This is a genomic window from Microbispora rosea, assembly GCF_044460045.1.
Classification (GTDB): domain Bacteria; phylum Actinomycetota; class Actinomycetes; order Streptosporangiales; family Streptosporangiaceae; genus Microbispora; species Microbispora rosea.
This window is the reverse complement of record NZ_JBITJO010000001.1, coordinates 538,477-552,097: the sequence shown is the minus strand read 5'-3', so window position 1 is coordinate 552,097 and position 13,621 is coordinate 538,477. Positions and strand designations below refer to the sequence as shown.

At 71.5% G+C, this 13,621-nt stretch carries 10 protein-coding genes; 3 read left to right on the top strand and 7 right to left on the bottom strand.

Annotated elements, in window-relative coordinates; all coding sequences use genetic code 11:
* Window positions 1-85 precede the first annotated feature (85 nt).
* The 3 genes from argG to ACIBK1_RS02595 all read right to left on the bottom strand — a co-directional run bounded on the left by argG (window position 86) and on the right by ACIBK1_RS02595 (window position 3,897).
* Window positions 86-1,534, bottom strand: a complete 1,449-nt coding sequence (gene argG, locus ACIBK1_RS02605) for an argininosuccinate synthase (RefSeq protein WP_396731750.1) — start codon at window positions 1,532-1,534, stop codon at window positions 86-88.
* Window positions 1,535-1,623: 89 nt separating this feature from the next.
* Window positions 1,624-2,709, bottom strand: a complete 1,086-nt coding sequence (locus ACIBK1_RS02600; protein ID WP_396731747.1) for an ROK family protein — start codon at window positions 2,707-2,709, stop codon at window positions 1,624-1,626.
* A gap of 360 nt (window positions 2,710-3,069) precedes the next feature.
* The gene (locus tag ACIBK1_RS02595) at window positions 3,070-3,897 is read right to left on the bottom strand and encodes an SDR family NAD(P)-dependent oxidoreductase (protein WP_030512034.1); all 828 of its coding nucleotides are present in this window, start codon (window positions 3,895-3,897) and stop codon (window positions 3,070-3,072) included.
* Window positions 3,898-3,981: 84 nt separating this feature from the next.
* Here ACIBK1_RS02595 and ACIBK1_RS02590 point away from each other — a divergent pair, with 84 nt between their 5' ends.
* Window positions 3,982-4,827: a helix-turn-helix domain-containing protein gene (locus ACIBK1_RS02590; RefSeq protein ID WP_396731743.1), complete on the top strand. Its 846-nt coding sequence runs from the start codon at window positions 3,982-3,984 to the stop codon at window positions 4,825-4,827.
* 12 nt (window positions 4,828-4,839) lie between these two features.
* Here ACIBK1_RS02590 and ACIBK1_RS02585 read toward each other — a convergent pair whose 3' ends face one another.
* The 4 genes from ACIBK1_RS02585 to ACIBK1_RS02570 all read right to left on the bottom strand — a co-directional run bounded on the left by ACIBK1_RS02585 (window position 4,840) and on the right by ACIBK1_RS02570 (window position 11,382).
* Window positions 4,840-5,469: a TetR/AcrR family transcriptional regulator gene (locus ACIBK1_RS02585; RefSeq protein ID WP_030512036.1), complete on the bottom strand. Its 630-nt coding sequence runs from the start codon at window positions 5,467-5,469 to the stop codon at window positions 4,840-4,842.
* A gap of 52 nt (window positions 5,470-5,521) precedes the next feature.
* Window positions 5,522-6,727 (bottom strand): cytochrome P450, encoded by a 1,206-nt coding sequence (locus ACIBK1_RS02580; protein WP_076442689.1) that lies wholly within the window; start codon window positions 6,725-6,727, stop codon window positions 5,522-5,524.
* Window positions 6,728-6,877: 150 nt separating this feature from the next.
* Entirely contained in the window at window positions 6,878-7,180 is a 303-nt protein-coding gene (locus ACIBK1_RS02575; RefSeq protein ID WP_030512038.1) for an STAS domain-containing protein, read from the bottom strand.
* Window positions 7,180-11,382, bottom strand: coding sequence for a SpoIIE family protein phosphatase (locus ACIBK1_RS02570; protein WP_396731739.1), 4,203 nt, complete (start codon window positions 11,380-11,382; stop codon window positions 7,180-7,182). The genes ACIBK1_RS02575 and ACIBK1_RS02570 overlap by 1 nt, the downstream gene beginning before the upstream one ends.
* A gap of 429 nt (window positions 11,383-11,811) precedes the next feature.
* Between ACIBK1_RS02570 and ACIBK1_RS02565 the strand changes: the two genes are divergently transcribed.
* Window positions 11,812-12,789: an L-threonylcarbamoyladenylate synthase gene (locus ACIBK1_RS02565; protein WP_036409111.1), complete on the top strand. Its 978-nt coding sequence runs from the start codon at window positions 11,812-11,814 to the stop codon at window positions 12,787-12,789.
* A gap of 162 nt (window positions 12,790-12,951) precedes the next feature.
* A complete protein-coding gene (locus tag ACIBK1_RS02560; protein WP_030512041.1) occupies window positions 12,952-13,581 on the top strand; it encodes an HD domain-containing protein in 630 nt (209 codons plus the stop codon).
* Window positions 13,582-13,621: the final 40 nt, after the last annotated feature.

Sequence of the window (13,621 nt, the reverse complement as noted above, 5' to 3'; positions counted from 1 at the left end):
GACGTCCCCGGCTTGCGGACGTCCCTGGCCCGGCTTGATGACGTCGAAGGGCGCCCGGCGACACCGGGCGCCCCAGTCGTGGTCGTCAGTCGGTGCCGAGCTCCATGGCGGCCTGGTCGAGCAGCTCCTCCTCGCTGGAGACCTCACCGCGAGAGGCGATCGCCTCGGCTCCGCCCTCGGGCATCGCGCCGATCAACCCGGTCGACGCCGCCTGGGCGGCCCCGATCAACGCCGGCTGCTGGCTGCCGACCATGCCGAGCCTGGCGTACTGCTCCAGCTTGGAACGAGAGTCGGCGATGTCGAGGTTGCGCATGGTCAGCTGACCGATGCGGTCCACCGGGCCGAAGGCGGAGTCTTCGGTGCGCTCCATGGAGAGCTTGTCCGGGTGGTAGCTGAACGCCGGCCCGGACGTGTCCAGCACGGAGTAGTCCTCACCGCGCCGCAGCCGCAGGGTCACCTCTCCGGTCACCGCCATGCCGACCCAGCGCTGCAGCGACTCGCGCAGCATCAGCGCCTGCGGGTCCAGCCAGCGGCCCTCGTAGAGCAGCCTGCCCAGCCGCCGTCCCTCGATGTGGTAGCTGGCGAGGGTGTCCTCGTTGTGGATCGCGTTGACCAGCCGCTCGTAGGCCGCGTGCAGCAGCGCCATGCCCGGCGCCTCGTAGATGCCCCGGCTCTTGGCCTCGATGATCCGGTTCTCGATCTGGTCGGACATGCCCAGGCCGTGACGGCCGCCGATGGCGTTGGCCTCCAGCACCAGATCGACGGCGGAGGGGAACTCCTTGCCGTTGATCGTCACCGGACGTCCCTGCTCGAAGCCGATCGTGACGTCCTCGGTCGCGATCTCGACGGCGGGGTCCCAGAAACGCACGCCCATGATGGGCTCGACGATCTCGATGCCCGTGTCGAGGTGCTCAAGGGACTTGGCCTCGTGCGTCGCGCCCCAGATGTTGGCGTCGGTGGAGTAGGCCTTCTCCACGCTGTCCCGGTAGGGCAGCGCGTGGGCGAGCAGCCACTCGGACATCTCCTTGCGCCCGCCGAGCTCGTTGACGAAGTCGGCGTCCAGCCACGGCTTGTAGATCCGCAGAGAGGGATTGGCGAGCAGACCGTAGCGGTAGAACCGCTCGATGTCGTTGCCCTTGAAGGTGGAGCCGTCTCCCCAGATCTGCACGCCGTCCTCGAGCATCGCGCGCACCAGCAGGGTGCCGGTGACGGCCCGCCCGAGCGGGGTGGTGTTGAAGTACGTGCGGCCGCCGGACTTGATGTGGAAGGCCCCGCAGGCCAGGGCCGCGAGTCCCTCCTCGACCAGGGCCGCCCGGCAGTCGACCAGCCGGGAGATCTCCGCGCCGTACGCGGTGGCACGCCCCGGCACCGAGGCGATGTCAGGTTCGTCGTACTGGCCGATTTCGGCGGTGTAGGTGCACGGCACTGCACCCTTCTCCCGCATCCACGCGACCGCTACCGAAGTGTCGAGGCCACCGGAGAAGGCGATCCCGACACGCTCGCCGACAGGCAGAGAAGTGAGCACCTTGGACACGAGTAGAATATATACACGGGAATGCATGATCATGCAATCCCCTGCGACCGGGATGCGTCATCGGCGGGGCCTCACGGGACGAGCACCGATCACCGGGGGAAGCCGTAGACCTCCTCGCTCACGAGCCTGGCCGCGCCGATGACGCCGCCCTGCGGGCCGAGATCGCTCATCGTGATCGGCAGATTCCTGGTGGCGAGGGGCAACGAGCGGCGGTAGATCGCGCCGCGGATCTCGGCGAGCAGGACGTGACCCAGCAGGGTGAGGCGACCGCCCAGCACGATGAGACTCGGGTTGAAGAACGACACCAGACCTGCCAGCACCTCGCCCACGCGCCGTCCGCCGTCCCGCACCATCTGGAGGGACGTCGGGTCACCGGCGGCGACCGCCTCGCCCACCTGTGCGGCGGTCAGCGTGCCGTCGCGTTCGAGGAGCTCGCCGAGCAGGGGCGAGCGCTCCGACCTGGCCGCGACGAGCGCGTCGCGAGCCAGCGCGTCACCGCCGAAGGACGCCTCCAGGCACCCCGTGTTGCCGCAGGCGCAGATCTCGCCGGAGCCGGCGACGCTGATGTGCCCGATATCCCCCGCGCACCCGTCCATGCCGCGATAGAGCTCACCCTTGGCCACGATTCCGCAGCCGATGCCCGAACCGAGCTTGACGAACAGGAAGTTCTCCGCGGTGCTCGCCACACCGGCGTGTCGTTCGCCCAGTGCCATTACATTGACAACGTTGTCCAGCACGACCGGACAATCGAACTGCCTCCGGAGGACATCGCGGACCGGATAACCGTCCCACCTCGGGATGATCGGTGGTGAGACCGGGACACCGCGGGAAAAGTCCACCGGAGCGGGCACGCCGACGCCGACTCCCGTCGGCTTGTCCACTCCCGATTTCAGGAGCAGCCGCCGGCCCTGTTCCATGGCGAGTTCGAGCACGGGCTCGGGGCCCTGACGCACGTCGCATTCCATGCGTTCGAATGCGAGGACGCGCAGCCCGCCGTCGGTGACCGCGGCGGACACCGAGGTCGCGCCGATGGCGACGCCGACGAACCTGACCCGGCCGGCGAGATCGACGACGGTCGACCGGCGCCCTCCACGAGACGCGGCCGGCCCGATTTCCTCGACGAGTTGAAGTGCCGTAAGCCGGCCGAGTTCCGTCCCGATCGTCGTACGTGACACTTGGAAGTGTTCCGACAGCTGAATGCGGGATTGCGGACCGGCGTCACGCAATCGCGTGAGTATTTTGGCCTGGAGCCGCGTTTCGGCTCGCCCTGGCCCCGAAGTCTCCACCGCCCAAGTTTCTCATCGGGCGGCTCCTCATACGTCCTCCACGCATAGTCCGGCGCCGCCCGGAATTTTTTTCGCCTTCACTCCTCGGAGAAGGATTTGTGAGGAAGTCCGGTCCGATCCGGGCACCACCCCGGAAATGAAACTTTCATCGCCTCCTCGGCGGAACTCCGCGTTTCACCGGCCGCGTTCGGCGACCCGGCCGAAGGTTCCCCTTCCGGCCGGGCGCCGAGAGCCGGACCGCGGAAGGGGTCACCCGTCGGCGGACTCGGAGAGGGCGCGCCACTCCCGCCAGGTGTCCAGGCGTCCGGCGTAGGCCCGCTCGGCGATCGGCAGGCAGTAACTCCCCAGGAACAGGCGCAGCGGGGGCCGTTCCGCGTCCACGACCGAGAGGACCGCCTCGGCCGTGGCCTCGGGGCCGATCGGTTCCCTGCCCGCCGCGGCGGCCCGGCGGGCCTCCCGGACGTGCTCGTACGCGGGATGCGGCTCGGCGTGGACGGCCGACGATCCGCTCCAGTCGGTGCCGTAGGGGCCGGGCTCGATGATCGTCACCTTGATGCCGTACGGGGCGACCTCCTGGGCGAGCGACTCGCTGAACGCCTCCAGGCCCCACTTCGACGCGTTGTAGAGCCCGAGCATGGGAAACGCGGCGACGCCGCCGATGCTCGACACCTGCAGGATGTGGCCCCGTCCGCGTTCCCGCATCCCGGGCAGCACGGCCTGGGTGACCCAGAGCGCGCCGAGCAGGTTCGTCTCCAGCTGAGCTCTCGCCTGGGCCTCGGTGACCTCCTCCACCGCTCCGAAAAGGCCGTACCCGGCGTTGTTGACGACGACGTCGATCCCGCCGAAGCGTTCGGCCCCCCGGTCCACCGCGGCGAAGGCGGCCTCCCGGTCGGTGACGTCGAGCGTCAACGGGAGGATCGCGTCGCCGAACTCGTCGGCGAGCGGCTTCAGCGCGGAAACGTCGCGCGCCGTCGCGACGACCCGGTCGCCGCGCCGCAGCGCCGCCCGCGTCCACACGTTTCCGAAGCCGCGGGACGCTCCCGTGACGAACCAGGTGATTACGTGTTCGGTATTCATGGCAGTCACTCTGCCCCCCGCGGGACGGCGCAGCCATCACCGTGACAGGGTCACCATCGGGCGTTGCGTACAGTGGCGCGTGACATGCCCGGCACCAACACTCTCGGCAGCTTCATCAAGGCCCGCCGCGCGCTCGTACGCCCGGAGGACGCCGGGCTGCCCGCGCTCGGGCGACGCCGCGTAGCCGGGCTGCGCCGCGACGAGCTGGCCGCGCTCGCGGGCGTCAGCCTCGCCTACCTGACCCGGCTTGAGCAGGGCCGGGACCGCAATCCCTCCGAGCAGGTGCTCGACGCGCTCGGGGCCGCCCTGCGCCTCGACGCAGACCTCACAGCCCACCTGCACGCCCTGGCCCGCGACGCGTCGAGACCGAACGGCGGCCAGGCCCGCCGGCCGCGTGATCGACCGGCCCCGGGGGCAGGGTCTCTCCTCGACGCGTGGGCGGGCATACCCGCTTACCTGCGGGGACGCCGGTTCGACGTGCTGGCCGCCAACGGGCCGGCGATGGCCCTCGCGCCCATGTATCGGCCCGGCCGCAACCTCGTCCGAGACGTCTTCCTCGATCCCGGCGCGCGGGCGCTGTTCCCCCAGTGGGACGCCGTCGCGGCCGGCTCTGCCGCCGCGCTCCGGGCCGGGGCCGACCTCGGCGACCCCGCCCTGCGCGAGCTGGTCGAGGAGCTGTCGGCGGCCTCCGAGGACTTCCGCCGCCTGTGGGAACGCCACGACGTCCGCCCGACGCGAGACGAGACGAAGGAGTTCGCCCATCCCGTCGCCGGGCCGCTCGTCCTGCGGCGTCACAGCCTGACCGTCGGCGGGACGGACGGCCAGGTCGTCATCGCCTACCAGGCCGAGCCCGGAACGCCCTCGGCCGCCGCGCTCGCCAGGCTCACCGCTCCTGGGCAGGATCACGACGCGTCCTTCCCCTTGCCGTAGGCCGCCCGTGCGTCACACCGGCCAGCCGCCCCCCTTGCGCGCCGACCTGAGCGGCACGGCATCCGGCAGCGGGGAGGCCGCGCCGGGAGACAGGGCGTCGAGGACGAGCGCGAGGTAGCGCCGCCAGCCGTCACTGCCGGGTTCCATCGTCCACAGCACGCCCATCAGCATGACCATGATCCTCGGCAGGTCGCCGGGGACGAGGTCCTCGCGGATGACACCGGCCTCCTGCCCGCGCCGGGCCAGCAGGGTCAGCGACTCGATGAACGGGCTGCTGGCCTCGGCGGTGACGGCGCCGGAGTTGCGGGCGGCGGCCAGGGTGTTGCGTTCACGGGCCGCCGTGGACATCGCCGCTTCCAGCACCGTGGCCAGACCGCGCCGGGGATCGTCGTCGTCGAGCGCCCGCTCGATGGCGGGGGCGATGTCCTCGGCGAAGCTCTGGTCGAGGGCCGCCCTGACCAGGCCCGCCTTGTCGGGGAAGTGGCGGTAGAGGGTCGCGATGCCCACACCGGCGCGGCGGGCGATGTCTTCGAGCAGCGCGTCGGGCCCCTGCTCGGCCCAGACCTGCCGGGCCGCACGCAGAATCCTGCCGGAGTTGCGTGCGGCGTCGGCGCGCAGCCGTCGCGAGGTCTCGGTGGTCACCCCCACAGGATAGCCAAGTGATAGGTGACTATCGATTAGGTCGGCACGGGCGTCAGGGCCGGTCCCATGTGACAAGCATGTGCTCGGGTCCCCGGGTGGACAACCCCGTCTTCCACACGACGTCGTCCTCGGAGCCGGCGAGGCGGAGCCCCGGCAGCCGGGTGAGCAGCGTACGCAGCGCGACCTGCAGCTCCATCCGGGCGAGCGGGGCGCCGAGGCAGTGGTGCGCCCCGTGCCCGAACCCCACGTGCGAGGCCTGCTGACGGTCGAACTCGAGGTCGTCGGGGTTCGTGTAGACCGACTCGTCGCGGTTGGCCGACACCAGGCTCACGACGACCGGCTCACCGGCGCGCACCGTGACGCCGCCCAGCTCGACGTCCTCCAGCGCGTAGCGCGCGATGGAGGCGCCGCCGCCGAGCGGCACGAAACGCATCAGCTCTTCGACGGCCCTGGGGATCAGATCGAGGTCCGCGCGCAGCGCCGCGAGCTGCTCGGGGTGGGTGAGCAGCACGTAGACGAAGTTGGGGATCTGCGTGGCCGTGGTCTCGTGGCCGGCGACCAGCAGCGCCTCGGCCAGCGACAGCATCTCCTCCTCCGACAGTCGCTCCTCGTTGTCGCGGGCCGCGACGAGCGCGCTGAGCAGGTCGTCCTTCGGGGTCTGCCGGCGCTGGGCGATGAGCCCCGCCATGTACTCCCGGAGCAGCCCCATGCAGCGCACCACCTCCTCGGGGGTGAACCGCGTGGTGGACAGAAGCGCGTCCGACCAGGTGCGGAAGTCGACCCGGTCCTCGACGGGCACGCCCAGCAACTCGCAGATGACCGTGATCGGCAGCGGCAGCCCGAAGTCCTCGACGAGGTCGGCCGGGGCGCCCTTCGCCAGCATCGCGCCGACGAGATCGTCGGCGATCTCCTGGGTCCGGGGCCGCAGCAACTCGATCCGCCGTACGGTGAACGCCTTCGACACCAGCCTGCGCAGCCTGCTGTGCTCGGGCGGGTCGAAGCTGAGGATGCCGTCGGGGCGGGACCGGTGGGGCCGCATCCGCGGCTCGTCGCGGCCGATCGCCGCGGCCCGGCTGAACCGCGGGTCGCCGAGCACGACCTTGACATCCTCATAGCGGGTCGCGAGCCACGCGGGTTCGCCGTAGGGCAGCCGGACCCGGGACAGCGGTTCCTCCTGCCGCAACCGGGAGAAGAGGGGGTCCACCTCCAGCCGGTCCACCTGGCCGAAGGGGAAGATCCGGGGTTCGACAGTGGTCATGATGCCTCCAGAGCGGATCGCCGTTTCACCACGAGCCGTCGAGCAGCCACTTGATAGTCAACTATCACATGACTCGTGTAAAGAGATCAACGCAAGCGAGAGCAAAATCTCATTTAAGGCGATGACCGGAGGAGGAGGCGGGAACGCCCGCTATCGGGCGCCGGAGTCACCGCCGGCGACGCCGACGAGGTCCGCCAGCCCGGAGATGGTCAGGACGGGGGTCAGCAGAGGGTTGGCGATGAGCGTGATGTGGTCGGCGTGGGCGAACAGGACGCTCAGCCCGGCGCTGTCGAGGTATTCGACCGAGGTCAGGTCGAGGACGACGGGCCCCGGGGTGCTCTCGAGAGCGGCCGCGAGGGCGTCGGTGTTGCTCATGTCGATCTCACCGGCCGCGGTCAGGAGAGCGGCGCCGTCCGGGCGAACCCCAGGAGTGAGGGTCAGGGGTGTGGTCATCAGGCGATCCTCATCTGCATGTCGACGGTGGTCCCGTACGGGCCGGGGGTGATGGTGACCTGCTGCATCATGGCGCGCATGAGCGCGACGCCCCGGCCGCGGTGGGAGTTCGCCTCGGGCTCGGGGGACTTCCAGCGGCCGGTGTCGGCGACGGTGAGGCGCAGGTTGTCGACCGACGCCTCGGCCCGCAGACGGACGATGTCGCCGGGGGCGTGCCGGTGGCCGTGCTCGATGGCGTTCGCGCACGCCTCGCCGGCGGCGACCAGGACGTTCTGGACGATCTGGGTCGGCAGGTCGCACTGGCCGAGCCAGCTCCGCAGCGCCTTGCGGACGGGCGCCAGCTGGGACGACTCGGCGGGGAAGGTCATCTCCAGCGGGGCCGGGTGCCGGTAGAGCAGCAGAGCGACGTCGTCGTCGTAGCCGTCCGAGGGCGCCAGGCGGATCATGACCTGGGTGGCGAGGTCGTCGACAGCGACGTTCCTGCCGTCCTGTACGGCCTGGCTGGCCTGGTCGATCCCCGAATACAGCGGGCGGCGGCGGCGCTCGACCAGGCCGTCCGTGTACAGCATGAGCGTGGCGCGCGCGGGGATGGTCGTCTCGCTCTCCGGGCGGGTCGCGCCCGGGCGTACGGCCAGCGGAACGGAACGCCCGCCGTCGAGCAGGCCGGTGCTGCCGTCGGGGTGGGCGAGGATCCCCGGCGGGTGTCCTGCGCTGGAGTAGGACAGGCGCCCGCTCTCCGGATCGAGGACGGCGCAGAAGACGGTGGTGCACCTGGCGCCGGGGACCCCGGCGGCGAACTGGTCCAGGGCCATGAGCACGCGGGCCGGGCTGTCGTCCTGCAGCAGCAGCGCGCGGCACGCGCTGCGCAGCTGTCCCATGACGGCGGCGGCCTCCACCCCGCGCCCGACGCAGTCGCCGACCACGATGCCGATGCGCCCGCCGGGCAGGGCGATGGTGTCGTACCAGTCGCCGCCGACCTCCAGGGGCCTGGTGGCGGGCTCGTAGCGTACGGCGAACCCGTCGGGAAGCTGGGAGGGGCCGAGGATCGCGCGCTGCAGCGCGATGGCGGTCTCGCGTTGCTGGTCGATCTGGTGGGCGCGCACCAGTCCCTGGGCGAGACGCCCGGCCAGCAGCGACAGCAGCACCTGGTCCTCGCCGGTGAAAGGCCGATGGTCGCCCAGGTCGATCCACAGGGCCAGCTGGCCCTCGGGGTGCTCCAGCAGGATGCCGGCCCCGTCGCGGTCGGCGACCGGGGTGAGCAGCGGCCGCCGCAGCAGATCGGTGAGGACGCGGCGGCGCTCGCCGGGCAGCCCGCGCCAGTCCACCGGCTCGCCCGCGACGGTCAGGGTCGCTTCCTCACCGTGATCGAAGACCGCGGCGAGGACCGACCGGGCGCGCCACAGGCTCCGCAGCTCCCGCAGGGCGCCGATCAGCGCGTCGGAGAGGCTCCCGGCCTGGGACAGGCTGGTGCTCAGCGAGGCGAGGGCGGTCTCGCGCTGGATGGCGTAGTGCTCCGCGGTGACGTCGCGGAAGGTGCCGACGACGACCTGCCGCCCGGTGTCGGGATCCTGCGCCTGGTTGAAGGTGACGCTGACCCACAGCCGGTGCCCGTCGCGGTGGGTGACCGGGATGGTGTAGCTGCCCTGGCCCGGGCCGATGAGGCCGCTGAAGGCGTCGGCGACCTGCTGGTGGGCCGCGGGATCGGTGGCGGCGTCCGGCCACCACGGGTGGATCGGCGTGTAGGGCAGGTTCTCGGGGCCGTAACCGAGGATGTCGGTGAAGGCACTGTTGATCTCGACGACGGCGCCCTGCTCGTCGCAGACGAAGAACGCCTCCTGCAGCGAGTCCACCAGCGCGCTGCGCCAGCGCGCCTGGTGCTGGCGCAGCCGCGCCATGTCCATGTTCGCCCTCACCCGCGCGAGCAACTCCGCGGCGGCGAAGGGCTTGACCAGGTAGTCGTCGGCCCCGGCCTGCAGCCCCTCGATGGACGCCTCCTGACCCGCCCGGGCCGACAGCAGCACCACGGGCACGGCGGCCGTACGCGGATCGGACCGCAGCGCCGCGACCAGGGACAGACCGTCCAGGCGCGGCATCATCACGTCGCTGACCACGAGGTCGGGGGCGTCCGCGCGGATGCCGTCCAGGGCCTCCATCCCGTCGCCGGCGGTGCTGACGAGATAACCGGCGCCCTTGAGGAGACGGACGAGATATCCGCGCATGTCGGCGTTGTCGTCGACGACCAGCACCCGCGCCGGGGCGGACGAGCCCCCGGACCGGGCGGCGGAGCCGTCGTGGGACGGCAGCCCCATGGTGTCCCCGGTGGCCTCGCCGGTCTCGTCCCCGGGCAGCCAGCGCAGCGCCTCTTCGACGTACGGGTCCGCGGTGGTCGCGCCGGCGCCGGCGCCGCACGTGGTGATCGCCTCTGCGGGCAGGTGCGCGGAGCCGTACGGCAGGCGGATGGTGAAACGGGTGCCCTCACTCTCGGCGCTGTCCGCGCTGATGGTGCCGCCGTGCAGGCCGACCAGCTCCTGCACGAGGGCCAGCCCGATGCCGCTCCCCTCGTTGGATCGCGAGCGCGCGTTCTCGATGCGGTGGAACCGCTCGAACAGCCGCGGCACCTCCTCGGCCGGGACGCCGATGCCCGTGTCGGTGACGGTCACCACCGCGTGGTCGGCCTCGCCGCGCACGGTGACGCCGATCGCGCCCTCGAAAGTGAACTTCAGCGCGTTGCTGAGAAGGTTGAGCACCACCTTCTCCCACATGCCGCGGTCGATGTAGACCGGCTCGTCCATGGGAGGGCAGTCGACCCGGAAGTCCAGGCCCGCCTTGTCGATCGCGGAGCGGAAGAGGCTCGCCAGCTCGGCCGTGACGGCGGCCAGGTCGACCGGCTCATAGCTGGCCTGCATCCGGCCGGCCTCGATGCGGGAGAAGTCCAGCAGGGTGTTGACCAGCTTGCCCAGCCGCAACCCGTTGCGGCGGATGACCTCCAGCTCCTCGCGCACCTGCGGGTCCGCCGCCTGCAGACGGCCGCGCAGTTCCTCCACCGGCCCCATGATCAGGGTCAGCGGCGTGCGGAACTCGTGACTGATGTTGGAGAAGAAGACGGTCTTCGCGCGGTCGAGCTCGGCCAGTTCCTCCGCCCGCCGCTGCTGGGCCTGGTAGCTGCGGGCGCTCGCGACGCCCGCCGCGACGTGTCCCGCGGCCAGCTCGATGAACCCGCGGTACGCCTCGTCCAGAGTACGGAAGCGGTTGAGCGCGGCCACCAGGAACCCGTACGGCGCGCTGCCCTGCTGGAGCAGCGGCACCACCAGCGCCTGCGTGGGCGGCTCGGGCCAGGCTCCGGCCGGGAGACCGGCGAACGGGGCCCGATGGGGTGGAACAGGGTGGAGTGGAACAGGGTCGAGCGGCACGATCACCGACTCTCCCCGGGCCAGCGCCGCCGCGGGCCACACCGCGTCCGGGTCGTCGGCCGGCAGCGTGAGCGGGGCGGCCGGGTGCCCGGCGGAGATGCCGGTCACCCCTGCCAGCCGTGCGCCGCCGCCGTCCTCGAACAGGTAGGTCAGCGTGAACGGAAGGTCGTGCAGGTTGCGGCCGAGCTGGCGACAGGCGAAACCCAGCATCTCCTGCTCGGTGCGGACCACGCTGGGGTCGGACCCGAGATCCCGCAGCGTCGCCATGCGCCGCTCGCCGATGACCCGCTCGGTCTCCTCGCTGACGACGCACAACATGCCGACCACGGCGCCGGAGTCGTCACGGAGGGGGCTGTAGGAGAACGTGTGGTAGCTCTCCTCCGGATAGCCGGCCCGCTCCAGGAACAGCAGCAGCGCCTCGTCCCAGGTCGCCTGCCCCGTGGCCAGCACGGTGTCGATCCGCGGGCCGATGTCGTCCCAGATCTCCGCCCAGACCTCGCTGGCGGGCCGGCCCAGCGCCCACGGATACTTCCGGCCCAGCGTGTCGCGCCGGTAGGCGGCGTTGCAGAAGAAGGTCAGCTCCGGCCCCCACGCCATCCACATGGAGAACCGGGACGACAGCAGGATGCTCACCGCCGTCTGCAGGCTCTGCGGCCACTCCTCCGGCGGCCCGAGCGGAGTGGCCCCCCAGTCCACCGACGCCAGGTCCCGGCCGACCTCGTCGTCGGCGAGGAACACCCCGGCCCCGGCCGCTACCGGCAGCCCCTGCTCAGCGTCCTCACAGCGCGTCACTAGACACCCTTTCGTTCACGCCGAGCCCAGCCCCACCCGCGCCGCGCCGCACCGCACCGTGCCGTGCCGTGCCGTTGCCACGCGGCGGGTCCCGCAGAGGGGTGGGGGAGGTCGGTGACATGTGCGCAGCAGGATACTCCGGCCCGTCGAACCCGGATTAATCGTGCGAATGCGTGTCCGGCGGCAAGTCGAGGGTGAGGTGTGGGCGGAGCAGCGCGAGGACCCGCGGCACCTGGGGGTGGATCGGATGGGACCTGCGGGTTCTACGCTGAAGTGGACACGTTCCGGCGGTGTTCCCCCGTGCCTCTGTGACGGATTTCGTCCGTCCGGGCCCGCGCGGCGCCGTCGGCCGTGGTTCTTCGCCAGGCGCCGGCGAGAGCCCGGCATGTGGAGAGCGGTGGAGAGCGGAACAGTGAAAGGATCGCGAGGGTGACGGCAGGAACCGGTGACATCGAGAAGGCGGCCGACGTGCTGCGCGCCGGAGGCCTCGTGGCCCTCCCGACCGAGACCGTCTACGGTCTGGGCGCCAACGCCGAGGATCCCGCCGCCGTCGCGCGCGTCTTCCAGGTCAAGGGGCGTCCGCCCTCCCACCCGCTGATCGTCCACATCGCCGGCGCGGAGCACCTGGGCGACTGGGCCGAGGACGTGCCCGAGACGGCGCGCCTGCTGGCCGAGCGCTTCTGGCCCGGGCCGCTCACGCTGGTCCTGCGGCGTGGTCGCCGGGTGCCCCTCGAAGCGACCGGTGGCCTGGAGACGGTGGCCGTACGCGTGCCCGATCACCCCGTCGCGCTCGCGCTGCTGTCGGCCTTCGGCGGGGGTGTCGCGGCCCCGTCCGCCAACCGCTTCGGCTCGGTCAGCCCCACTACGGCGGACCACGTCCGTGCGGAGCTCGGCGACGCCGTCGACTTCGTGCTGGACGGCGGCTCCTGCGGGGTCGGCGTCGAGTCCACCATCGTCGACGCCACGGGCGACGTCCCGAGCATCCTCCGGCCCGGCGGGGTGACGCGCGAGGACCTCGAAGCGGTGCTCGGGCACCCGCTCGCGGTTCCGGCGACGAGCGCCGTCCGGGTGCCCGGCCAGCATCCGTCACACTACGCACCGCGCGCGCGGGTCGTCCTCGTCGAGCCCGGGAAGGTCGTCGCCGAGGCGGAGCTCGCACAGGAGCTCGGGCACCAGGTGGGCGTCTTCCTTCCCCCCTCCTTCGCCGGCGCCCAGGTGAAGGCGCACGCCGTGGTGGCGGTCCCCGGTTCGATGGACGCCTACGCGCGCGGGCTGTACGGGTTCCTGCGCGAGCTCGACCAGCGGGGGTGCGACCTGATCATCGCGTCACTGCCGGTGGAGGAGGGGCTCGGACTCGCGATCGCCAACCGGCTCCGCCGCGCCGCGGGGCCCCGGCTCTCCGAGTGACCGGCGACGCTCCTCGCTGATCGCCGTCCCTCGCCCGCCCTCCGCGACCAGGCCATGGACAAGGCAAGCGACTGCCTTCTCCACGTGTTGATGCGATGTCCCCCGGCCGCCGCGGGTGACAGTGGAGCCCGGCACGGCGCACCACCGGAGGGGAGCAGAACCATGACGATCGGCCAGACCGTACCCGATACCAGGTTGGCGACGGAGGCCACGGAGTTCGTCCGCGAGGTCACCAGCGACCTGATCTACCACCATTCACGCCGTGTCTACTTCTTCGGCAGCCTGATGGGGCGGAGAAGGGACCTGAGTTTCGACCCGGAGCTGCTCTACATCGGCGCCATGTTCCACGACCTGGGGCTCAACGAGGAGTATCGCGGCAGCGGGCGGCGCTTCGAGGTGGACAGCGCCGATGCCGCCCGCCGCTTCCTGCTGGAACGCGGTGTGCCGGAGGACAGCGTCCGCCGGGTGTGGACGGCGATCGCCCTGCACACCACCCCCGGCATCCCCGAGTTCATGGAGCCGGAGGTGGCGCTGGTCACCGCGGGCGTGGAGTACGACGTGCTCGGCATCGGCTATCACGAGCTCGACGACGCCCGGCGCGCCGAGATCACCACCCTGCATCCGCGGCCGGGTTTCAAGGAGGCGATCCTGCGGGCGTTCACCGAGGGCATCGCGCCCAGGCCCGAGACCACGTTCGGCAACGTCAAGGCCGACGTTCTCGAGCGCTACGTGCCCGGCTTCCGGCGGGGGAACTTCGTCGACACGATCCTCGGCTCCCCTTGGCCGGAGTAGGTCACCGCGAACCGTGACCGGGGACGACACGGGCGATCCT